The organism is Phyllobacterium phragmitis (assembly GCF_002980495.1).
Taxonomy (GTDB): Bacteria; Pseudomonadota; Alphaproteobacteria; order Rhizobiales; family Rhizobiaceae; genus Paramesorhizobium; species Paramesorhizobium phragmitis.
Genome location: NZ_PVBR01000002.1, coordinates 268826 through 291608, shown reverse-complemented (window position 1 = coordinate 291608; position 22783 = coordinate 268826). Strand labels below are relative to the sequence as shown.

21 protein-coding genes are annotated in these 22783 nt (G+C 61.4%); 11 read left to right on the top strand and 10 right to left on the bottom strand.

What is annotated here, in order from left to right; genetic code table 11:
* Nucleotides 1–14: 14 nt before the first annotated feature.
* From C5748_RS03555 to C5748_RS03545, 3 genes are read right to left on the bottom strand one after another with little or no spacing between them, the layout of a single operon-like run.
* Nucleotides 15–2954 (bottom strand): DUF4159 domain-containing protein, encoded by a 2940-nt coding sequence (locus tag C5748_RS03555; RefSeq protein ID WP_105740543.1) that lies wholly within the window; start codon nt 2952–2954, stop codon nt 15–17.
* A complete protein-coding gene (locus tag C5748_RS03550; RefSeq protein WP_105740542.1) occupies nt 2951–3865 on the bottom strand; it encodes a DUF58 domain-containing protein in 915 nt (304 codons plus the stop codon). The genes C5748_RS03555 and C5748_RS03550 overlap by 4 nt, the downstream gene beginning before the upstream one ends.
* Entirely contained in the window at nt 3865–4872 is a 1008-nt protein-coding gene (locus C5748_RS03545) for an AAA family ATPase (protein ID WP_105740541.1), read from the bottom strand. Before C5748_RS03545 ends, C5748_RS03550 begins: the two co-directional genes overlap by 1 nt.
* Before the next feature lie 202 nt (nt 4873–5074).
* On the opposite strand from C5748_RS03545, the gene C5748_RS03540 reads away from it, so the two are divergent.
* The 3 genes from C5748_RS03540 to C5748_RS03530 are packed head-to-tail and all read left to right on the top strand — an operon-like array spanning nt 5075 to nt 7664.
* A complete protein-coding gene (locus C5748_RS03540; RefSeq protein ID WP_105740540.1) occupies nt 5075–5734 on the top strand; it encodes a DUF1285 domain-containing protein in 660 nt (219 codons plus the stop codon).
* Complete coding sequence (locus tag C5748_RS03535) at nt 5731–6387, top strand: CoA pyrophosphatase (RefSeq protein WP_199194691.1); 657 nt, start codon at nt 5731–5733, stop codon at nt 6385–6387. The genes C5748_RS03540 and C5748_RS03535 overlap by 4 nt, the downstream gene beginning before the upstream one ends.
* A 56-nt stretch (nt 6388–6443) precedes the next feature.
* Complete coding sequence (locus tag C5748_RS03530; protein ID WP_105740665.1) at nt 6444–7664, top strand: CCA tRNA nucleotidyltransferase; 1221 nt, start codon at nt 6444–6446, stop codon at nt 7662–7664.
* Between the two features lie 180 nt (nt 7665–7844).
* Here the strand turns inward: C5748_RS03530 and hemF are convergent, their stop codons facing one another.
* Nucleotides 7845–8759, bottom strand: coding sequence for an oxygen-dependent coproporphyrinogen oxidase (gene hemF / locus C5748_RS03525; RefSeq protein WP_105740539.1), 915 nt, complete (start codon nt 8757–8759; stop codon nt 7845–7847).
* 153 nt (nt 8760–8912) lie between these two features.
* Between hemF and C5748_RS03520 the strand changes: the two genes are divergently transcribed.
* Nucleotides 8913–9173 (top strand): hypothetical protein, encoded by a 261-nt coding sequence (locus C5748_RS03520; RefSeq protein ID WP_105740538.1) that lies wholly within the window; start codon nt 8913–8915, stop codon nt 9171–9173.
* A 73-nt stretch (nt 9174–9246) separates the two neighbouring features.
* On the opposite strand, the gene C5748_RS03515 is transcribed toward C5748_RS03520, so the two are convergent.
* Nucleotides 9247–9702: a tRNA (cytidine(34)-2'-O)-methyltransferase gene (locus tag C5748_RS03515; RefSeq protein WP_105740537.1), complete on the bottom strand. Its 456-nt coding sequence runs from the start codon at nt 9700–9702 to the stop codon at nt 9247–9249.
* Nucleotides 9703–10137: 435 nt separating this feature from the next.
* Between C5748_RS03515 and C5748_RS03510 the strand changes: the two genes are divergently transcribed.
* The 6 genes from C5748_RS03510 to C5748_RS03485 all read left to right on the top strand — a co-directional run bounded on the left by C5748_RS03510 (nt 10138) and on the right by C5748_RS03485 (nt 17812).
* Complete coding sequence (locus C5748_RS03510; protein ID WP_105740664.1) at nt 10138–11997, top strand: ABC transporter ATP-binding protein; 1860 nt, start codon at nt 10138–10140, stop codon at nt 11995–11997.
* Between the two features lie 82 nt (nt 11998–12079).
* Nucleotides 12080–13927, top strand: coding sequence for an ABC transporter ATP-binding protein (locus C5748_RS03505; RefSeq protein WP_105740536.1), 1848 nt, complete (start codon nt 12080–12082; stop codon nt 13925–13927).
* Nucleotides 13928–14193: 266 nt separating this feature from the next.
* Nucleotides 14194–14757, top strand: a complete 564-nt coding sequence (gene petA, locus C5748_RS03500; RefSeq protein ID WP_105740663.1) for a ubiquinol-cytochrome c reductase iron-sulfur subunit — start codon at nt 14194–14196, stop codon at nt 14755–14757.
* 74 nt (nt 14758–14831) lie between these two features.
* Entirely contained in the window at nt 14832–16133 is a 1302-nt protein-coding gene (locus C5748_RS03495) for a cytochrome b (RefSeq protein ID WP_105740535.1), read from the top strand.
* A 29-nt stretch (nt 16134–16162) separates the two neighbouring features.
* Nucleotides 16163–17032, top strand: a complete 870-nt coding sequence (locus tag C5748_RS03490) for a cytochrome c1 (protein WP_105740534.1) — start codon at nt 16163–16165, stop codon at nt 17030–17032.
* 234 nt (nt 17033–17266) lie between these two features.
* Entirely contained in the window at nt 17267–17812 is a 546-nt protein-coding gene (locus C5748_RS03485) for an adenine phosphoribosyltransferase (protein ID WP_105740533.1), read from the top strand.
* Nucleotides 17813–18027: 215 nt separating this feature from the next.
* Here the strand turns inward: C5748_RS03485 and C5748_RS03475 are convergent, their stop codons facing one another.
* The 5 genes from C5748_RS03475 to C5748_RS03455 all read right to left on the bottom strand — a co-directional run bounded on the left by C5748_RS03475 (nt 18028) and on the right by C5748_RS03455 (nt 21753).
* Nucleotides 18028–18492, bottom strand: a complete 465-nt coding sequence (locus C5748_RS03475) for a MaoC family dehydratase (protein ID WP_105740532.1) — start codon at nt 18490–18492, stop codon at nt 18028–18030.
* Nucleotides 18489–18977 (bottom strand): MaoC family dehydratase, encoded by a 489-nt coding sequence (locus C5748_RS03470; protein WP_105740531.1) that lies wholly within the window; start codon nt 18975–18977, stop codon nt 18489–18491. The genes C5748_RS03475 and C5748_RS03470 overlap by 4 nt, the downstream gene beginning before the upstream one ends.
* A gap of 121 nt (nt 18978–19098) precedes the next feature.
* Complete coding sequence (gene ychF / locus C5748_RS03465; RefSeq protein WP_105740530.1) at nt 19099–20202, bottom strand: redox-regulated ATPase YchF; 1104 nt, start codon at nt 20200–20202, stop codon at nt 19099–19101.
* Between the two features lie 117 nt (nt 20203–20319).
* Nucleotides 20320–21093: an aminoacyl-tRNA hydrolase gene (gene pth / locus C5748_RS03460; RefSeq protein WP_105740529.1), complete on the bottom strand. Its 774-nt coding sequence runs from the start codon at nt 21091–21093 to the stop codon at nt 20320–20322.
* Nucleotides 21094–21123: 30 nt separating this feature from the next.
* The gene (locus C5748_RS03455; RefSeq protein ID WP_105740528.1) at nt 21124–21753 is read right to left on the bottom strand and encodes a 50S ribosomal protein L25/general stress protein Ctc; all 630 of its coding nucleotides are present in this window, start codon (nt 21751–21753) and stop codon (nt 21124–21126) included.
* Nucleotides 21754–21996: 243 nt separating this feature from the next.
* Here C5748_RS03455 and C5748_RS03450 point away from each other — a divergent pair, with 243 nt between their 5' ends.
* Nucleotides 21997–22653: a class I SAM-dependent methyltransferase gene (locus C5748_RS03450; RefSeq protein WP_199194689.1), complete on the top strand. Its 657-nt coding sequence runs from the start codon at nt 21997–21999 to the stop codon at nt 22651–22653.
* Nucleotides 22654–22783: the final 130 nt, after the last annotated feature.

Here is a 22783-nt window from a genome sequence, read left to right as displayed (position 1 = left end):
TCGGCTTCTCCCGCTCAGTTTCCGAGCCGTTCAAGCAGAACGGGGACGTGGACCTGATCGGACTTATAGTTGCCGGTCAGCATGTACATCATGATATTGACACCGCCGCGCAGCGCATAGACCCGCTGCATCGGGTCGTTGGGAACGGTCGGAAGCAATGGCGCGCCTTGCGGGTCGACGGCCCATGCGCCGGCCAGATCATTGGCGGTGATGAGGATCGGGCTGACGCCATCGCCGGTGCGCACCGGGCGGTCCTGGCGGCTCTCGCTGTTGAGAGAAGCTTCCACCCAAAGCGGGCTGCCGCGATAGCGGCCCGGAAAATCCGGCATGATATAGAAGGATTTGCTCAGGACATGGTCGCTTGGAACGGGTTCGAGCGGCGGTACGTTCATGCCGTCGAGAATGGCGCGCAGCCGTTGGCCGGCGGGTGTGGTGGAGCCGTCGAGCCCGGCGCCGGCGGCAAATTCGTCGCGGGTGTCGAACAGAACGGTGCCGCCCTGCTGCATATAGGCGTCGATGCGGGCGATCGCGGCCTCGCTCGGCATCGGCGCATTGGCGTCGATCGGCCAATAGATCAGCGGATAGAAGGAAAGCTCGTCGCGTGCCGGGTCCAGGCCGATCGGCGCGCCGGGCTCCAGCGCCGTCTTCTCCATCAGGAACCGGGTGAGGCCCTGAAGGCCGGCCCGGCTGATATCGTCGACAGCCTTGTCGCCGGTGGTGACATAGGCAAGATGGGTGACGGACACCGCATTAATCATCGTTTGGTCGCCGGGCCTGCTGTCATCATGTAAAATGGTATCGTTGTCACGCGCGATGGTATCGTTGTCTTTTGGCGATTCGGCGGGTGCTGGGCTCGACGTTTGCGCCAGGGCCTGTCCGCCGGCAAGCGGTAAAGCGGATGAAAACAGCGCTGCCGGCAGAAGCAAAAGCGCCAGCGCGCCAAGGGCTGCCGCTTTGCGCGTGCCTTTACGAGAGCCCTTGTATGGACCAGGGCGGAAATGCCCGCCGAGCCAGAGTACGAGCAGCGTATCGAGCGCCAGCAGGATCGCCGCCGCCGCGAAAAGCGGCCCGCGCAGGCGGATCGATTCATCGGCGGCATAGGCCGTCGCGGTGACGGGGAAGGAAAGCGAGGGCTGGACCAGCGGTGTCAGCTCCGTCCGCGGGCCCAGAAGATTGAGCGCATAGAGCGCGTCCTCGGAACCATAGAAGCCAGGCGGATTGTCGTAGCTCACCTCAGGCGTGGCGTTGCCGCCGATGGCAAGCGGCTTGGTTTCTGATGTCGGCGGTATCATCGATCCATCCGCCGCCAGCATGAGATAGGGCGGAAGCGAGACGCTGGCCGTGCCGTTCTCTTCGCTGCCGCCGAGATTGCGGGAGAGAACGACGATGCGGCGCAGCATGTCGACGAAGGTGCCGCTGATCGGCAGGTTGGACCAGGTGGCGTCAGGCGCGATATGGAAAAGCACGATCCGGCCGCGGCCTTGCGTTTCTCCTGTCACGAGCGGCGTTCCGTCGGCCAGATTGGCCCAGCTCTTCTCGAAAAGCTCAGGGGAGGGTTCGGCCAGCACCTGCCGGCTGACCGTGACATCCTGCGGTGTGGGAAGGCCGGAGAACGGCCCCGTTGCCGGAAAAGCTGCAAGCCGCTGCGGCTCGGTCCAGGAAAGCGTTCCGCCGAGCGAGCGTTCGCCGCGCCTGAGCGTGACCGGCAGCAATGTGTCGTCGTCGCTCGCGCCGGCGAGCCTCGGCCCGGCAAAGCGGATGAGCGTCCCGCCCTTGGCGACCCAATCGGCAAGCCGCTGTTCCGCCGCCTCCGGCAATTTGCCGATATCGGCCATCACCACGACCGATGGCGTATGGTCGAGCAGTTCGGGCACCGACACGGCGAGATCGGCGGTGCGCGGCTGCAGGATATCGGCGAAAGGCTGCAGGGCGCGAGAGATGTAATAAAGTGGCGACAGCAGCGGCTGGGCGGTATCGGCCTCGGCGCCCGAAAGCAGCGCCACGCGTCGCCTTTTCGTGTTGTCGTCGAGAAGGCGCGTCGCGGCGGCCTGTCGGGAACTGTCGATGCGGATGGTCGTAAAATCATTGCGCAGTTCGATCGGCGCTTCGATGCGGCCCTCCGCCTCGCTGCTTCCGGCGCCGAATGCCATGCTTGTTTCGGCGATACGGCGTCCCTTATTGTCGAAAGCGCCGACGGTGACGCTACGCGGCTGACCGGCATCGGTCGGCCGCACCGCATGGACGACCAGTGCGTCGGCGCCATTGTCGACCGAGACCAGGCCGGCGAGATTGGCGGTATCAGGCCTGTACCAGAGCATCGAGGCTGCGCCGCTCTCTTCGAGTTGGCCAAGAGCGGCTGCGGCATCCGCCGTTTCGACGCCATCGTTGAGATAGGCGACGCGGGCGCCAGGGGTTGCAGCTATCGCAGAGGCGAGGCGGCCGAACGCTTCCTGGCGATCGACAGGAATCGGACGGGGCTTCAAAGCCTGCAGCCTTTCCAGCGCGCCAGTGGCGTCGAAGGGCCCGATCTCCGTATTGGTCCGCTCCGCCGTGCCCATGACATAGATCGGCGCGCCTGCCTCTTCCGCGTCGGAGACGAGGCGCTCCGCCGTTTCCAGCTTGATCTGCCAGTCTTCCGCCGATGCCCAGCCATTGTCGAGGACGATGGCGACGGGCTGATTGCCGGTCAGCGTGACCGGGCGGGGATTCCAGACCGGTTCGGCCAGCGCCAGGATCACCAGCGCGGCCAGAAGGAGGCGCAAAAGCGTCATCCACCACGGGCTCTTGCTCGGGGTCTCCTCCTTCTTCAACACATTGGCGAGGATTCTCAGCGGCGGAAACACTTCCTCCTGCGGGCGCGGCGGCGTCATGCGCAGGAGCCACCAGATGATGGGCAACGCGATCAGGCCGGCCAGGATCATCGGCGCGCCGAAAGCAAGCGGAAGTGCGTTCATGCGGCGCCTCCGCGATAGCCCATATCGGCGGTCATGTTCATATGCACCCGCACCAGCGCTTCGGATGCCGGGCGGTCGGTGTGATTGACGGTGAAGCTCCAGCCAAGCCGCTTGCAATAGTCGGAAAGCGTCTGGCGGCGGGCGAGATAGAGCTTGCGGTAGTCCTGTGCATAGGTTTCCGCACGTCCGGCGGTGATCCTTTCACCCGTCTCGGGATCGCGGAATTCGGTGCGGCCGGAATAGGGAAACACCTCTTCCGCGGGGTCGGCGATCTCGATCAGATGGGCGCGGACGCCGTGTTTGGCCAGACGTTCGAGAAGTTCGAGCATCTCTTCGACAGGCTGGAGAAAATCGCTGACCATGATGATGTCGGAGAAGCGGCGGATATTCGCGATCTCGGGCAGCGCGGACACGCCGGTGGAATGGACAAGTGCCGCCGCAAGCCTCTCGGCGCCGTTGCGCGCGGCGAAGGGGTCTATGATGCCGGGGAAAGCAATACGCTCGCCGCTGCGGGACAAAAGCTCGGCGAGCGCCAGCGTGACGACCAGCGAGCGCCACTCCTTGGAGACTTCGCCAAGGTTGGATTGAAAATGCATGGAGACGGAAGGATCGGCCCACAGCCAGACGGTATGTGCCGCTTCCCACTCGCGGTCGCGCACATAGGTATGATCATCGCGGGCCGAACGCCGCCAGTCGATACGCGACAGCGCTTCCCCTTCGACATAGGGCCGGAACTGCCAGAAATTTTCGCCCATTCCACGTCTGCGCCGGCCATGCCAGCCGGTGATGACGGTGTTGACCACCCGGCGCGCCTCGACCAGGAGATCGGGCACCAGCGCGGCGCGCTGTCTGGCGCGGGCAAGCGCATCGGTCGTTGCGACCGGCTGGACGCGCTGCCCGAGCGCCGCCATCAAATGGCTGCCTTCACGAGATTGGCGATGACATCGCGGACGTTCATGCCGTCGGCACGTGCGGCGAAGGTCAAGGCCATGCGGTGCTGGAGGACGGGCTCGGCAAGCGCCTTCACATCGTCCACCGAAGGGGCCAGACGGCCGTCATAGAGTGCACGGGCGCGGGCGCAGAGCGTCATCGCCTGGCTGGCGCGCGGTCCCGGACCCCATGCGATGTGGCGGTCGGCATGTTCGCTGCCGGTGCCGGGGCGCGCCGAGCGCACCAGGTTCAGGATCGCTTCCACGACGTTTTCCGAAACCGGCATCCGGCGGATCAGGTTCTGCATCTCCTTCAGCCGCAGGGCGGTGATGACGCCCCGAGCCTTGGCATCCGACGTGCCGGTGGTTTCGAGCAGGATGCGGCGCTCCGCGTCCAGCTCGGGATAGAGGATGTCGATCTGCATGAGAAAACGGTCGAGTTGGGCTTCCGGCAGCGGATAGGTACCTTCCTGCTCGAGCGGGTTCTGCGTCGCCAGCACATGGAAGGGCGAAGGCAGGTCATGACGCTCGCCCGCGACCGTCACGTGATATTCCTGCATCGCCTGCAGCAGCGCCGACTGGGTGCGCGGCGAGGCGCGGTTGATCTCATCGGCCATCAGGAGCTGCGCGAAGATCGGACCTTTCACATAACGGAAGGAACGGCGGCCGTCGGCATTCTGCTCCATGACCTCCGAACCGATGATATCCGATGGCATCAGGTCGGGCGTGAACTGCACGCGGCGCTCGTCGAGACCGAGCACGAGCCCAAGCGTTTCCACCAGCTTGGTCTTGGCGAGGCCGGGAACGCCGACGAGAAGCGCGTGGCCGCCGGCCAGAAGTGCTACGAGGGCGCGCTCGATGACGCTTTCCTGTCCGAAGATCACGGTGCCGACGGCGTCGCGGATTGTCGAGATATCGTGCAGGGCGCGCTCGGCTTCGGCAACCAGAGCCTTGGGATCGATGGGGTCGGCTGTTTTGACAACGCTCATGGCTTCCTCGCAATCGGTCTCACCGCTATGACGAGCGGGACAATGCTTTAATTGGGCCCTACCGGGCTTTAACTCGGCCCTGCCGGGCTGCAACTATGCCCTATCTGGACAAGTTAAATCACTATGACATGCTGACAAGCCGCGTAACGGTGACTATTTCGTGACGTAGCCTTAATTTTCAATGTGAGAATAGCCGAGTCGTATGAGAAAAAGCAGTGTAGTTTCTGGATCGAAACGGGAGTTCGTTTCCGGGCCGGACGCATCGGGGCTGGAGGCGCTGATCGGCCGCGCGCTCGATGACGGGACGCGCGCGGCGGGCAAAGGCGAAAAAGGCCTGCCGCCGGTCGAGAAATGGAATCCCGATTTCTGCGGCGATATAGACATGGAAATCCGCGCAGACGGGACATGGTTCTACATGGGGACGCCGATCGGCCGCAAACCGCTTGTCCGGCTTTTCTCGACGATCCTGCGCAAGGACGAGGATGGCCGGACGTATCTGGTCACACCGGTGGAAAAGGTCGGCATCCGGGTCGAGGACGCGCCGTTCCTGGCGGTTGAGATGAACGTGTCGGGCAAAGGCGCCAAGCAGGTCCTGACATTTCGCACCAATGTCGGCGATGTGGTGGAGGCGGGATCCGGCAATCCGCTGCGGTTCGAGACCGCGGAGGAAAATCAGGGGCTGAAACCTTATCTCCTGGTGCGCGGCAGGCTGGAGGCGCTTTTGGCGCGGCCCGTCATGTACGATCTGGTGGCGCTGGGCGAGGATGTGGAGATCGACGGGGAGCCGATGTTCGCCGTCCGCTCGAACGGCGCAGTCTTTCCGATCCAGCCCGCCGATGAACTAGAGGCTTTTCGCTCGTGAAGCTCCTTGCTGGAGAATCCAGGCATGACGGGGAGGCCGGTGCATTTTCGGCGCAGGTCTTTGCGGCGCGCATTGCCGATATCGGCCATGGCGGCGTCAGCGAGGATCGCGGCGATCATCTGCTCAATCCCGATCTGGGCCAGATGCTCGCGACGACGAGGATGCGCGATGCGGCGGTGCTGGTTCCCGTCGTCGATCGCGGCCCGGAAGCGACGATGCTCCTGACGTTGCGCAATGCCTCCATGCGCAAGCATTCGGGCCAGATCGCCTTTCCCGGCGGCGCCATCGATCCGGAGGATGGAACGGCGGAACATGCGGCGCTGCGCGAGGCGCACGAGGAAATCGGCCTTGAAGCCCACAGAGCGGAACTTCTCGGCCGGCTGCCGCGCTATCTCACGACGACGGGTTATTCGATCACGCCGGTGCTGGCGGTCGTGCGCACGCCGTTTGATATCATCCCCAATCCGGATGAGGTGGCTGACGTCTTCGAGGTGCCGCTTTCCTTCCTGATGAACCCGCGCAACCACCGCCGCGAAAGCAGGGTATGGGAAGGCCGTGAGAGGTTCTATTACACGATGCCTTATCAGGATCGCTTCATCTGGGGCGTGACCGCCGGCATCATCCGCACGCTTTATGAAAGGCTCTACGCTTGAGCGATATCGTTTCCATTGAAGGACGGGCGCCATGGCTGTCCGACAAACACCTGCAAATGCTGCTCGCCGCGCTTTCCAGCGACGGCGAGGAGGCGCGTGTCGTCGGCGGTGCGATCCGCAACACGCTTCTCGACCAGAAGGTCGCGGATATCGATATCGCGACGACCACCCTGCCTGAAGAAACCATGCGCCGCGCCAGAGGCTGCGGATTCAAGGTTGTGCCGACCGGTATCGAGCATGGCACGGTGACTGTCGTCGCCGGCGGCAGACCCTTCGAGGTGACGACGCTGCGCGCCGATATCGAAACCGACGGAAGGCGGGCGAAAGTCGCCTTCGGGCGCGATTGGAAGGCCGATGCCGAGCGGCGCGACTTCACCATCAATGCGCTCTACGCCAGGGCGGACGGCACGCTGGTCGATGATGTCGGAGGACAGAGGGATATCGAGACGCGGACCTTGCGCTTCATCGGAGATGCCGAGTTGCGCATCCAGGAGGATTATCTACGCATCCTGCGCTTCTTCCGCTTCTTCGCCTGGTATGGATCGGGGCGGCCGGAAGCGGGGGGGCTGAAAGCCTGCTCGCGCCTGAAGGATGGGCTGACGGGCCTGTCGAAGGAGCGGATATGGGACGAGTTGAAGAAGCTTCTCTCGGCGCCCGATCCATCACGGGCTCTCTTATGGATGCGGCAAACCGGCGTTTTGAACGTCGTCCTGCCGGAAAGCGAGAAATGGGGCATCGATGCCGTTCACGGCCTGGTCCGCGCCGAACAGGAGCTCGACTGGCCGGCGGACGCGCTTTTGCGTCTCGAAAGCCTGGTGCCGCCCGATGCAGCACGGATGGCGGTGCTGGGCGAGCGGCTGAAAATGTCGAATGCCGAACGGGCCAGGATCGAGGCGTGGGCACGCGCGGATGCGCTCAAGCCGAGCCTTTCGGATCTCGGGCTGATCAGGCGAATCTATCGCGGCAGCAGGCAGGCCGTTCTCGACAGATTGCGGCTGGCGCTTGCGGCGGTCCGCGTCGATGCCGCGGCAGGCAATGCGACGGCCATGATAGAGGCGGGGCGCTATTTACGCCTCCTGCAGCAGGCTGAAACCTATGAGACGCCGCGCTTTCCGCTTACCGGTGGCGATCTGGTTGCGGCAGGCATGAAGAAGGGGCCGGAGATCGGTCGGGCGCAGCGGGCGCTCGAGGACCTCTGGATCGAATCGGGTTTCACGCTCGACCGCGAGGCGCTGCTGACGAGATTACCGGATGTGACGGGGACGGGCGAGGGCTGACGCCTCTTCCTTCTCCCCTTGTGGGAGAAGGTGGCCCGAAGGGCCGGATGAGGGGGGGTTCTCGTGCATCCTCGCTCGCCGCGCCGCCGTTGAGGCGGCTTGCTTGCCACCCCTCATCCGACCTCGCTTCGCTCGGCCACCTTCTCCCACAAGGGGAGAAGGAGAGGTGGCAACGCGCCATCACGGCCATTTCACCGTCGGCGGCATGGATGACAGGATGGAATCGACATTGCCGCCGGTCTTCAGGCCGAAAATGGTGCCGCGGTCGTAGAGCAGGTTGAATTCGACATAGCGACCGCGCCGGACCAGTTGCTCCTGGCGGTCGTCGGCGGTCCAGTCCAGGTTGAAGTTCTGCCGCACGAGATGCGGGTAAATCACCGAAAAGCCGCGCCCGACATCGCGGGTGAAGTTGAAATCCGCTTCCCATCCGCCGGCCTCGTCGGGGGAATGCAGCCAGTCGTAGAAAATGCCGCCGATGCCGCGCGGCTCATTGCGGTGGGCTAAGAAGAAATATTCGTCGCACCATGCCTTCAACTTGTCGTAGTCGGCGACATCGCGATGCTTGTCGCAGACGAATTTCAGCGCTTTGTGAAAGGCTTTGGTGTCGGGATCGTCCTGCGTGCGGCGGCGGTCGAGGACCGGTGTCAGATCGGAGCCCCCGCCGAACCATTGGCGCGAGGTGACGACCATGCGCGTGTTCATGTGCACGGCGGGCACGTTGGGGTTTTGCGGATGCGCGATCAGCGAAATGCCGGAAGCCCAGAAGCGCGGATCTTCTTCCGCGCCGGGGATCTGATTGCGGAACTCGGGCGAAAACTCGCCGAAGACGGTCGAGGTGTGGACCCCGGCCTTTTCGAAGACGCGGCCGTGCATGAGCGACATCACACCGCCGCCGCCATTGCCTTCATCCCGCTGCCAGGGTGTCTGGACGAATCGGCCGGGCCCGCGGTCGGAAAGCGGTCCGTCGAGCTCGTCCTCCAATTGCTCCAGCGCCGCGCATATCCTGTCGCGCAATTCCTCGAACCAGACCTTGGCGAGGGCCTTCTTCTCTTCGAGCTCGGGCGGAAGCGTGCTGGGAATATCAGAGCGCTGCATGAGGTATTTTATCCTTTTTCATGGATTCGTAGCAAACTATCGATATGGCGCAAAGGGCGAACAGAGACAGGAAGGCTTGCTCCCCAAGAAATGACTCGTTTTCCCATTACAACCACGCTACCTTGCGGACGAAGGGTTTTGCGAGGGTTCACGATGGCCGCCAATCTACCCCGTCCACCGCTCAATGGCCTGCGCAAGCAGCTTGAGGCAGGCCGCGCCCGCAAACAGCGTTTGCCGCGCGATGGCTTCATCCGCGAAACATTCACACTGCCGCGCGACGACGCCCGTGAAAAGGCGCGGGAATGGTTCGCGATGTTTCCAAAGGCCGCCTATTGGACCGAGATCGAGAGCTGGTGCGAGCGGCCCGACGACGTGATCGAATTCACCATGCGGCGGCTGCCGACGGCGGACTGAGAAGACCGCATTCGTTGTTCAGATTCTGATTTGGCTTTTCGTCCTATCCCGTTGTTTGGTGATTCGTTTTCGCTCACGCGCGGATCTGGCGCAGCGCCTCGCCGGTGGCCATTGCGGCGGAAAGGGCGATGTTGAGCGAGCGGGCGTTCTCCACCATCGGGATCAGCAGCCTGGCATCGGCGCTTTCGTGCACGTGATCGGGCACACCCGCCGATTCCCGCCCGAACAGGAGCACATCGCCGGGGTTGAAGACAAAGCGCGTATAGGGCTCGGCGGCCCTGGTCGAAAACAGCACCAGCCGCCGGCCGGCGCCTTTCCGCCATCTGTCGAAATGCGCCCAATCGAGATGGCGGGTGAGGGCTGCCTGTTCCAGATAATCCATGCCGGCGCGCTTCAGCGCCCTGTCGGAAATGTCGAAGCCGGCGGGTTCGATCACATCCACGCCGATGCCGAGACAGGCGGCCATGCGCAGGATCGTCCCGGTGTTGCCGGGAATGTCCGGCTGGTAGAGGGCTATGCGAAGGTCCATGGATGCGGGCCTAGCCCGGATGGTGGCTGAATGGCAACAGCTGTCAGTTGAGGGCAGGCGGCAGGACATTTTGTCGCGCGGGCTCTCGCCAAAAGCGTCGGGATTGTCTATACGGGGCTCCCGCAGACGAACCGATGGAGGTGTCGATGATCATCATGACCAGACTTCTCCCATGGCCGAAGGTCTCTCCTTCCTCCATGTCACGCAGTTCTGCGTCCGATCGTTTCCGGTAGTTCTTCTCCAGATTTCGTTTTGCTGTTTCGACGCATTACCGCAGCCGTTTTCTTGTGCTCGCAGGTTTGCGTCATGTCGATAGGTTCCCGTTTTTAACACCGCCGTTGGCTCGACGGGTTTTATCCGTTTCGCTCTCTTTTCGGTCTCTCCGCCGGTATGATCTTGCCGGGTTGGTCAGGCCGCCGCATATGAGGTTTCATGATGTTCCGCTGGTTTGAGCAAAGGCTACATGCATTTCCCGACGTCGATCTGCGCGAGCCGCCGCGCAGTCTGGTGGCGTTCTGCATGTATTACACCAGAGGCGCCTGGCCATGGGTCGGGCTGATGGCGGTTGGCGCCGCGACGATCGCCGTCATCGAGGTTTCGCTGTTCGCATTCCTCGGCAATATCGTCGACTGGCTTTCGAACCAGTCGCGGGAGACGTTCCTTGCCAATGAGGGATGGCGGCTCACGCTGATCGCCGGTGTCGTTCTGGTGATCCTGCCGGCAGTGGCGTTGTTCCACTCGCTGATCATCCACCAGACACTGCTCGGCAATTACCCGATGCGGGTGCGCTGGATGATCCATCGTTATCTGATCCGCCAGTCGATGACCTTCTTCCAGGATGAGTTCGCCGGCCGCATCTCGACCAAGCTGATGCAGACGGCGCTCGCCGTGCGCGAGACGGTGATGAAGCTCCTCGACGTGCTCAACTATGTCGTGGTCTATTTCGCCGGCACGCTGATCATCGCAGCCTCGGCGAATTGGCTGCTGATGCTACCCTTCCTGGTGTGGGTGACCGCCTATATCGGGCTCTTACGGTTCTTCATTCCGAAGATGCGCGTCATTTCGCAAGAACAGGCGAACGCACGCTCGACCATGACGGGTCGGATCGTCGACAGCTATACCAATATCGCGACAGTCAAGCTGTTTTCCCATTCGAACCGCGAGGAGGAATATGCCCGCGAAAGCCTGCTGACGTTCCAGGATACGGTTCACCGCCAGATGCGGCTGGTGACGAAGTTCTATTTCTCGCTCTATATGCTGAATTGCCTTCTTCTTTTTTCGGCGGGCGCCATCGGCATCTGGCTATGGCTCGGCGAAGCCGTGACCATCGGTGCCGTGGCAGTCGGCATCGGTCTGGTGCTGCGCCTCAACGGCATGTCGCAATGGATCATGTGGGAAATGTCAGCGCTGTTCGAAAATATCGGCACCGTGCAGGACGGTATGGCCTCGATCGCGCAGCCGCGGCTTGTCGCTGATGTGCCGGGAGCGTCCGCCCTGCATGTTTCGAAGGGCGAGATCGTTTTCGATCATATCCGATTCCATTACGGCAAGGGCGAGGGCGTCATCGACGATCTGGCGTTGAAGATCCGTCCGGGCGAGAAGATCGGCCTGGTGGGACGCTCCGGCGCCGGCAAGTCGACGCTGGTCAGCCTGCTCCTGCGTTTCTACGATCTGGAGGCCGGCCGCATCCTGATCGACGGGCAGAATATTGCGCAAGTGACGCAGGATTCGCTGCGCGCCAATATCGCCATGGTCACGCAGGACACATCGCTCCTCCACCGCTCGGTGCGCGACAACATTCTTTACGGCCGTCCGGACGCGACGGAGGAGATGATGCGGGAAGCGGTGAACCACGCCGAAGCGGGCGAGTTCATCCAGTCGCTGACCGACCTGAAAGGGCGGAAGGGCTTCGATGCGCATGTCGGCGAACGTGGTGTAAAACTCTCCGGCGGGCAGCGCCAACGCATTGCAATTGCAAGGGTCATGCTGAAGGATGCACCCATCCTCATTCTCGATGAGGCGACCTCGGCGCTCGATTCGGAAGTGGAGGCGGCGATACAGGACAATCTCTACCGCCTGATGGAGGGCAAGACGGTCATCGCCATCGCGCACCGGCTTTCGACGATCGCCGCACTGGACCGCCTGATCGTGATGGATCGCGGGCGGATCGTCGAAGAGGGCACGCATGAGGAACTGATCGCGCAGGGCGGCATCTATGCCGGACTGTGGGCGCGGCAATCCGGCGGGTTCCTCGGCTTCGACGATCATTTGTCGGAGGATGTCGCCGCTGAATAAGTAAGTAGGGGAGTCAGGGAATAGGGGAATATGTTTTTCCCCCTTACTCACTTATTCCCATATTCCCTTAAGAAAGGAAGGCATGAACGCGATCTACAGCCTCTTCGAACGCTGGGTCGATCCCTTCCGCAAGACGGACGATCTGCGCCCGCCCGGCACGACCGCGCGCTTTCTCTGGCATTATGCCCGGCAGGCGAAGGGGGCGCTTGCGCTGGCCCTCATCGTCGGTGGGCTGGCGCCGCTGGTGGAGGCGGGGTTGTTCTACTTCATGGGCAGGCTGGTCGATATTCTGGACCAGACGGCGGAGAAGAGCTGGCAGGGCCTGATGGCGGCGGCGGGGCCGGAACTGCTGTTCATGGCGGCGACAGTCCTTTTCGTGCGTCTCGCCGTCACGGCGGTGAACACGCTTCTGGATGATCAGACGCTGTCGCAGGGTTTCTACAATATGATCCGCTGGCAGGCCAATGCTCACGTGCTGCGCCAGTCCTATGCGTTTTTCCAGAACGATTTTGCCGGGCGCATCGCTACGAAGGTCTGGCAGGCCGGGCAGGCGGCTGGCGACCTGATGACCAGTTTCATCCAGGTGGTCTGGTTCATGCTGATCTACAGTTTCACGACGCTTGCGCTGATCGGCCGCCTCGACTGGCGGCTGGCAGCGGCCGTGATCCTGTGGATCGTCACGTTCGTGTTCATCGCGCGGCATTACCTGCCGGTGATCCGCAAGCGTGCCGAGGCGTCCGCCGAAGCCGGCTCGATGATCAACGGGCGCATCGTCGACAGCTATTCCAACATCCAGACGATCAAGCTCAACACGGCTGATGCGGACGAAGCCTATCTGCGCGACGGGTTCGACCGTTATCTGGGCGCGCTCCTGCCATTGTACCGCTCGGTTACCGGCGTGCGCATAGTGCTGACCGCGCTTTCGGGCCTGATGATCGTGAGCGTGGCGGCCCTTTCCATCGATCTGTGGACCAAGGGGACCATGACGGTAGGGGAGGTGTCGTTCACGCTGGGGCTGGTGCTGCGTCTCAGCATGCTGCTCAGCCGGCTGATGATGCAGCTCAACGGCATGCTGCGGCAACTCGGCCTGATCGAGAATTCGATGCGACTGGTCGCCGCGCCGCTCGGCCTCGAAGACCGGCCGGGCGCCAAGCCGCTGCAGATCACGAAAGGGGCGATCGATATCCAGCACGTCACCTTCCATTATGGAAAGGCGGGCGGTGTGCTGGACGATATCGACCTTTCCATCAGGGGTGGCGAGCGCATCGGCCTCGTCGGCCATTCGGGCGCCGGCAAGACCACGCTGATCAATCTGATCCTGCGGCTCTTCGATGTCGAAAAGGGGCGTATACTGGTCGATGGGCAGGATATAAGCGGCGTGACGCAGGCTTCGCTCAGGCGGGCCTTTGCCGTGGTGAGTCAGGAAACGGCGCTGCTACACCGTTCGCTAAAGGACAATATCCTGCTTGCCCGCGATGATGCGACGGAGGAGGAAGTGCTCACCGCCGCGCGCCAGGCGGAAGCCGACGAGTTCATCGCCTCGCTGGAGGATTTCAAGGGGCGAAAGGCCTTCGAGGCATTTGTCGGCGAGCGGGGCGTCCAGCTTTCCGGCGGCCAGCGCCAGCGCATAGCGATTGCGCGCGCCATCTTGAAGAATGCGCCGATCCTCATTCTCGATGAGGCGACCTCGGCGCTCGATTCGGAAGTGGAGGCGTCGATACAGGACAATCTCTACCGTCTGATGGAGGGAAAGACCGTCATCGCCATCGCGCACCGGCTCTCCACCATCGCGCGGCTCGACCGTCTTGTCGTGATGGATCACGGTCGTATCGTTGAAGAGGGGACGCATGAAGAACTGCTTGCACGCGGCGGAATTTACGCCTCGCTGTGGGCGCGCCAGTCCGGCGGCTTCATCGGAAGGAGTGAGTAGTGAGATAGCGAATGGGAGCTTTCTTTCTTCACCATCTCACTATTCCCTACACGCTCCCCCGCTGTTTCCCGTTCCAAATCACCGCTGTGCATAGCCTGCGACATCCTGCCGTCCTGCCATCCTGCCGTCTGGACAAGCCGTAACATCACGCCTAGAAACCACGCAACATGCCGGGGGATTCCGCCCGGCCCATTCGCCATGGGCCGATCTCATGAGAGGGGACGCGGAATGCCTCGTGGAAATGAAAGTTGGAAAGGATAGGTCTCGTGAGCGCACACGACACGGCTGAGCCGACACGGCGTGATTTTCTCTACATAGCGACCGGTATGGCGGGCGTCGTGGGGGCGGCAAGTCTCGCATGGCCTTTCATCGACCAGATGCGCCCTGATGCCTCGACACTGGCGGCAGCCTCGGTCGAAGTGGACATTTCTTCCGTGACGGAGGGCATGTCGCTGACGGTCAAATGGCGCGGCAAGCCGATCTTCATCCGCAACCGCACACCCAAAGAGGTTGGCGACGCCAAGGATACCGCCCTTTCGGCCCTCAAGGATCCGATTGCGCGCAATGCCAATCTGGCGTCCGACGCGCAGGCCACCGATCTGGCCCGTTCGGCGGGCGAGGGCAAGGAAAACTGGCTCATCATGATCGGCATCTGCACGCATCTGGGCTGTATTCCGCTCGGCGAATCAGGAGAGTTCGGAGGCTGGTTCTGCCCCTGCCACGGCTCGACCTACGATACGGCCGGGCGCATCCGCAGCGGTCCGGCGCCGGAGAATATGTTCATTCCGCCGTACGCGTTCCTCTCTGATACGCAGATCAAGATCGGCTAAAGCATGATCCTGAAAAGTTGCAGACTTTTCGGATAAGACCATGCGGCTCTAAAAGGGTTTTTGGGAGACACGATATGAGTGGCGGACATTCCACCTATACGCCGAGCACCGGCATCGAAAAATGGATCGACGCAAGGCTGCCATTGCCGCGTCTCGTCTATGATTCCTTCATCGCCTATCCGGTTCCGCGCAATCTGAACTATGCCTATACGTTCGGCGGAATTTTGGCGATCATGCTGGTTTCGCAGATTTTGACGGGCGTGGTTCTGGCCATGCACTACGCAGCGAACACCGGCATCGCGTTCAATTCGGTCGAGAAGATCATGCGCGACGTCAATTTTGGCTGGCTCCTGCGCTACATGCACGCCAATGGCGCTTCGATGTTCTTCGTCGCCGTCTATCTCCATATATTCCGGGGTCTCTATTACGGCTCCTATAAAGCGCCGCGCGAGCTCCTGTGGATCCTCGGCGTCATCATCTATCTCCTGATGATGGCGACGGCCTTCATGGGCTATGTTCTGCCGTGGGGACAGATGTCGTTCTGGGGCGCGACCGTCATCACCGGCTTCTTTACCGCCTTCCCGATCATCGGGGATCCGATCCAGCAATTGCTGCTCGGCGGATTCGCGGTCGACAATCCGACGCTGAACCGTTTCTTCTCGCTGCATTACCTCTTGCCGTTCATGATTGCGGGCGTCGTCGTCCTGCACGTCTGGGCGCTGCATGTGACGGGGCAGACCAACCCGACCGGCATCGAGGTGAAGTCGAAGACCGACACGCTGCCGTTCACGCCTTATGCGACCGTCAAGGACGCGTTCGGCATGGTGCTGTTCTTCATCGTGTTTGCCTATTTCATCTTCTACATGCCCAACTATCTCGGCCACCCGGACAATTATATCCCGGCCGATTCGCTGAAGACGCCAGCCCACATCGTTCCTGAATGGTACTTCCTGCCGTTCTACGCGATGCTGCGCGCCATCACGTTCAATGTCGGTCCGATCGATTCCAAGCTCGGCGGCGTTCTGGTCATGTTCGGCTCGATCGCGGTGCTATTCCTGGTTCCCTGGCTCGACACGTCGAAGGTGCGTTCCGCGGTCTACCGCCCGTGGTACAAGGTGTTCTTCTGGCTGTTTGCGGCCAATGCCATCTTCCTCGGCTGGCTCGGCTCACGTCCGGCGGAAGGCAGCTATGTCCACATGGCGCAGTTCGCCACGCTTTACTACTACGCGTTCTTCCTCGTCATCATGCCGGTTCTCGGGCTGATCGAGACGCCGAAGCGATTGCCGAACTCGATTACCGAAGCGGTGCTGGCCAAGTCGAAAAAAGGCGGTGCCGTGCCCGCCAGCGCGACCGCCGCTCCGGAAACCAAAGGCTGAGCGAACTGCCAGATATTAAGGACTGTCTCATGAAAACGATCCTCACCGGTTTCGCTACGCTCAGCTTCGGCGTCATGCTTGCTGTCGGTCTTGTCGGCGGCGCTCTTGCCCAGGAAGAACACAGCGAAGCAGAGCCAGCGCATTTCCCGATCATCAAGCCGCATCAGGAAGACTGGTCCTTCGCCGGTCCTTTCGGGACCTATGACAAGGGCCAGCTTCAGCGCGGTCTCAAGGTCTTCAAGGAAGTCTGCTCCAGCTGCCATTCGATGAATCTCGTGGCGTTCCGGTCGTTCGAGGAACTCGGCTATTCGGAAGATCAGGTGAAGGCGCTCGCTGCCGAATACGAGGTCCAGGACGGCCCGAACGCGGATGGCGAGATGTTCACCCGCAAGGCCATTCCGACCGATTATTTTCCGCCGCCATTCCCAAATGACGAGGCGGCGGCCGCATCCAACGGTGGCGCTGTTCCGCCCGATTTCTCGCTGATCGCCAAGGCGCGCGCCGTCGAGCGCGGTTTCCCGACCTTCATCTTCGACCTGTTCACGCAATATGCGGAAGCGGGACCGGACTATATCCACGCACTTCTGACGGGGTATGACCACACGCCACCGGAAGGAATGCAGGTTCCGGCAGGCACTTACTACAACCCGTATTTCATTGCAGGCAAGTCGCTTGCCATGCCCAAGCCGATCTCGGACGATCAGGTCACCTATGACGACGGCGCGCCGCAGACGGTGGACCAGTATTCGCGCGACGTTTCGGCATTCCTGATGTGGGCCGCCGAGCCGCATCTGGAGGCGCGCAAGAGGACGGGTTTCCGCGTCATGATCTTCCTCATCCTGTTTGCCGGCCTGGTCTATGCCGTCAAGCGCCGGGTCTGGGAGAATGTCCCACATTGAGCCTTAGCCTTGCCGTCATTCTCGGGCTTGTCCCGAGAATCTGCGACAAGGAAAAGAAGAGCAATTACGGTGCTGAAACATCATGCCGCTGTAGATTCTCGGGACAAGCCCGAGAATGACGGCCAGTGGGGATGCTGTTTCAAGGTAATTCTGCAAGTTTTAGCTATTTGAGGGAAGGGCGCCAACGGCGCCCTTTTCTTTGATAAGATACCTGATGAACCGAAAGGAAATCACATGGATTTGGCGCTGCGCGAAACATTGAAAGAATCCATCAGGACCATTCCGGATTATCCGAAGCCCGGCATCATGTTTCGCGACATCACGACGCTTCTGGGCAATGCACGCGCTTTCCGGCGCGCCGTGGACGAACTGGTCTACCCCTATGCGGGCGGCAAGATCGACAAGGTGGCGGGTATCGAAGCGCGCGGGTTCATCCTGGGCGGCGCGATCGCGCATCAGCTTTCGGCCGGTTTCGTGCCGATCCGCAAGAAGGGCAAGCTGCCGCACGATACGGTGCGCATCGCCTACAGTCTCGAATATGGCGTCGATGAAATGGAGATGCACCGCGATGCCATCGTACCGGGCGAAAAGGTGGTCCTCGTCGACGATCTGATCGCCACCGGCGGAACGGCGGAGGGCGCGGCCAGGCTTCTCATGCAGATGGGGGCCGATGTCGTGGCCGCCTGCTTCATCATCGACCTGCCCGATCTGGGCGGCGCCAAGAAGATCGAGGCGCTCGGCGTTACCGTGCGCACGCTTGTGGAATTTGAGGGGGAGTGATCGTTGGGCGGTGTTTTTCGATCTCACCCCCCTCTGCCCTGCCGGGCATCTCCCCCTCAAGGGGGGAGATCAGGCCTGCATCGGTGCCTCCATCAATCAACAAGCGTTGAAGAGTGAATGCCGTCGCGCATATCAGCTAATCTCCCCCCCCTTGAGGGGGAGATGGCTGGCAAGCCAGAGGGGGGTGAGATGACGTTCGCTACCTCAATCTCGTTTCACACTCTAACCAGCGCAGCACTATCAAATTCCATCACCTTCACGCCGTCCTGATTATACGCGGATGAGTGCATGATCAGCATCGACCAGCCGGGACGGGAGGCAAGAGGACGGACGGCCTTGATGGTGCGCTTATAGGTGATGGTATCGCCGGCATAGACGGGCCTGAGCCATTTGAGGTTTTCGAAGCCGGGCGAAGGGCCGAAGACGGGGGGTGTTTCGTCGCGCGCCCTGGCCGTTTTCAGCGCTTCTCCCATGGATTGCACGTTGAGCTTCATCCAGACGGCGGTGGTGTGCCAGCCGGAGGCGCAGAGTGCGCCGAAATTGCTGTTCTTCGCGGCTTCGGGATCGGTGTGGAACGGCTGCGGGTCGTAAAGCGTGGCGAAGCGGATGATTTCGTCGGCGCTGAAGGTGTAGCTGCCGAGCGTCTGCTCGATACCGATCTGTTCTTCCAGCAGGCTCATCGTGGCGCTTCCTCTGCCTTGTGCTGCGGATCGCGTAGCAGGAACATGCCCATGTGCTGCGCCTCGCAGACACTTTCACCATTCTGATTGAACAATTCATGGTGCACGGTGACGAAGCCGAGATCGGGCTTCGATCGGGAAACGCGACGGTCGAGGACCTTCGTCCTGCCCGCAAGCGTGTCGCCCGCCAGAACCGGCCTCTTCCACTTGACGAAGTCGACGCCGGGCGCGCCCTGAGAGGTGGAGCCGGTGATATAGGCGTCGCACATCATGCGCATCAGCATGGAAACGGTGTGCCAGCCCGAGGCCGCGAGCCCGCCGAGAACGCTTGCCTTGCCCGCCGCCTCATCGAGATGGAAGGGCTGCGGGTCAAATTCGCGGGCGAAGGCGATGATCTCCTCCGCCGTCACGTCCTTCGGCCCCAGCGGAAATTCCAAGCCTATTGCGAGGTCCTCATAGGCATAATGGTGAAGCTTCATGTCCATATTCCGCCTCCTCCTCGAAGCTTTCCCCTAGCCGTCATTCTCGGGACAAGCCCGAGAATGACGGCAGGAGAAGGGGCTTTGTCCTTCTATGTTTCAACCATGAAAACTGCCTAATGCTGAATCAGGTATTGAACCTGAACAGCATCACGTCGCCATCCTGCACCACATATTCCTTGCCTTCGTCGCGGGCTTTGCCCGCTTCCTTGGCTGCCACTTCGCCGCCAAGGGCGACATAGTCATGGAAGGCGATGGTCTGGGCGCGGATGAAGCCGCGCTCGAAATCCGTGTGGATGACGCCCGCCGCCTGCGGTGCCTTGGAACCACGCTTCACCGTCCAGGCGCGTGTCTCCTTGGGGCCGGCGGTGAAGTAGGTGATGAGGTCGAGAAGCTTGTATCCGGCGCGGATCAGCCGATCGAGGCCGGGCTCCTCAAGGCCGATGGCATCGAGAAATTCCTTGCCTTCCTCGTCGGAAAGCTGCGCGACTTCCGCCTCGATGGCAGCCGAAATGACGACCGTCTCGGCGCCTTGCGCTTCGGCCATGGCAGCGACGGCCCTGGTATGCTCATTGCCCGCCACAGCGTTGCTTTCGGCGACGTTGCAGACATAGAGAACGGGTTTCGAGGTGAGCAGGTTCAGCTCCTGGAGGATAGGCAGGTCGTCAGGCGCGATATCCCTGAGCAACATGCGCACGGGCTTGCCGTCCTGCAGGAGTTCGAGCGCCTTTTCCATCATCGGCAGCACCGCCAATGCTTCCTTGTCCTTGCCGGTGGCGCGCTTGCGGATCTGCACGATGCGGCGCTCCAGGCTTTCGAGATCGGAGAGCATGAGTTCCGTTTCGACCGTCTCGGCATCGGAAACCGGATCGATGCGGCCCTCGACATGGGTGATGTCATCATCCTCGAAGCAGCGCAGCACATGAACGATGGCATCGACCTCGCGGATATTGGCGAGGAACTGGTTGCCGAGGCCTTCGCCCTTCGACGCGCCGCGCACGAGGCCGGCGATATCGACGAAGGAGATGCGGGTCGGGATGATGTTCTGCGACTTGGCGACGGCTGCGATTTCTTTCATGCGCGGATCGGGCACGGCGACTTCGCCGGTGTTGGGCTCGATGGTGCAGAAGGGGTAGTTCGCGGCTTGCGCCGCCGCCGTCTTGGTCAGCGCGTTGAAAAGCGTCGATTTCCCGACGTTCGGCAGGCCGACGATGCCGCATTTGAAACCCATGATATTCCGTCCTTATCCTTGTTTGGCCGCATGATCTTACCTGGAAGTCTGCAACTTTTTGCTGACGCCGACCTTCGGTTCGGGATCATGCTTTTGAATGCCCTTAAAGGGCGAATTTCAATCCTTTTTGCCGAGCAGCTTCTTCAGCATGTCGGCCATCGGTCCGCTGGCGGGGATATCGGCCGCGGGCTTGGGCGCGCGCGCCTGGCGTATATGGCTCTGGCCCTTTGCCGCGCCCGCCGGTTTTCCGGCTTCGCCCCTGTCCTCCTTGGCCTTGTCTTTCCCTTCTTTCGGCTCTTTCCTCGCGATCGACCGAGGATCACCGCCGCCCATCGCGAGCGATATGCGGTTCATGAAGCCGTTGTCGTCACCCTTCACCAGAAATCCCGCATTGTCCGCTATGCCAGCCAGAAGCGGCTCCAGCCATTCACTGTCGGCCTTGGCGAAATCGCCCAGCACATGGCCGTGCACCAGTTCCTTGACGCCGGGATGGCCGATGCCGAGCCGGATGCGGCGGTAATCCTTGCCGCAATGCGCATCGATCGACTTGATACCATTGTGTCCGCCCGCTCCGCCGCCGGTCTTGGCGCGGACCTTGCCGGCAGGCAGATCCAGTTCATCATAGATGACCACGAGATCGGAGGGGGAAAGCTTATAAAAACGCATGGCCTGGCCGACCGCCTGGCCGGAAAGGTTCATGAAGGTCTGCGGCTTGATGAGGAGCACCTTTTCGCCGTCGATGGTGCCGTCGGCGATTTCAGCCTGGAATTTTTTCTGCCAGGGAGAAAAGCGATGGCGGCGGTGTATCTCGTCCGCCGCCATGAAACCGATATTGTGCCGGTTTTTCGCATAGCGGGAGCCTGGATTGCCAAGTCCTGCGATAAGCAGCATGGAAACGGCTCCCGATATGCGGAAAGACGATTACTCGCCTTCCTTCTCTTCCGTCTCAGCTTCCTCCGTAGCCGCGCCTTCCTCGGATTTGAGGCCAGCGGGTGCGGCAATGGTCGCGATGGTGAAGTCGCGGTCCTGAATGACCGACGTGACACCCTTCGGCAGGCTGATCGCGGAAATATGGATGGAATCGCCGAGTTGCTTGCCGGTCAGGTCGATCTCGATGAAATCGGGAATCGCATTGGCAGGCGCGGTGAACTCGATCTCGTGACGAACGATGTTGAGAACGCCGCCGCGCTTGATGCCGGGAGCCGCTTCCTCATTCGTGAAGTGAACGGGAATGTTGACCTGAACGACCGACTTCTCCGAAACGCGCAGGAAGTCGACATGAACCGGGTAATCACGAACCGGATCAAGCTGATAGTCCTTCGGCAGGACCTGGATCTTCTTGCCGTCGACGTCGATCGTCGCGACGGTCGTCCTGAAACCGCCGCTGTGGATCTTGAGGAAGAGTTCCTTGTAGGGCAAGGCGATCGAGATGGGGGGCTGCTTGTCGCCATAGATGACTGCAGGCACTTTACCGTTGCGCCGAAGTTGCCGGGCGGACCCCTTACCGACCCGTTCGCGCGCCTCGGCCTTGAGCTCGTATTGTTCGCTCATGGCATTTCCTTTCGAGGTTCTAATCTGGAGTGTTCTCCTGTCCGGCTGGCCGGGGCAGAAAAACATGAAGCGGCCGATTTGCCGTTCGACGCACGAACGAAAGGCCGCCCCATTCCGTGTTGCCTCCAAGGGTGTCTACACGGATGGCGGCTCTATAACGGAAAGGCCGCAAATGTGCAAGTTCGCAGGGCGTTCGGTTGCGTCTCGGTTCGAATTCCGGCTGGCGACCCGTTGCGGAAGTTTATGTGGGATGCCAGTTTCGTGGCGACGTCAACACTAACAGGGTTTAAGTGGGCAGGGATGCGGGGAACAGATGGTTACGGTGAAAACGCAAAGACGCTTGCCGAACAGTATGAAAGCATAAAATTCTCCGACGTTCACCGTGACGTCCTTCACCTGTTTCCCGACAATCCAAGTCGCATCCTCGATATCGGAGCAGGGTCGGGGCGTGACGCAGCGGCGCTTTCGGCAAAGGGTCACAAAGTTGTCGCTGTGGAACCCACGGCGGAGCTTCGCGGTGAGGGGCTACGCCTTCATGCCGGGAAGGCAATTGAGTGGGTCGACGACACTTTGCCGGACCTCTCGGTCGTGAGAAATCAAGGTGCACGCTACGATGTTATCATGCTCACGGCGGTGTGGATGCATCTGGAGGAAGCCGAACGCAGCATCGCTATGCGGCATCTTGCGAATCTCATGGAACGCGAAGGCAGGATCATCATGTCTTTGCGACACGGACCTGTACCGGCAAGGCGGAAGATGTTTGATGTCTCGACAGCCGAGACCATTGCGCTCGCGGCAGCGGTTGGCCTCCGTTGCATTCACCAGAACGAACGTGACGACATGCTCGGTAGGAGCGAGGTAAAGTGGAGCTTCGTTTGTCTCGAACCGAACCATTCTTGAAACGGGCGTCACAGCGATTGCTGTTACGATTGCAAGGTTCGCTTTCCACCCACAGCCGAAAAATCAAACTGAGACACTATCGGCGTTTTCCGTCCTTACCGGTCATGGATCCCCTCTTGCGCAGTCCTGC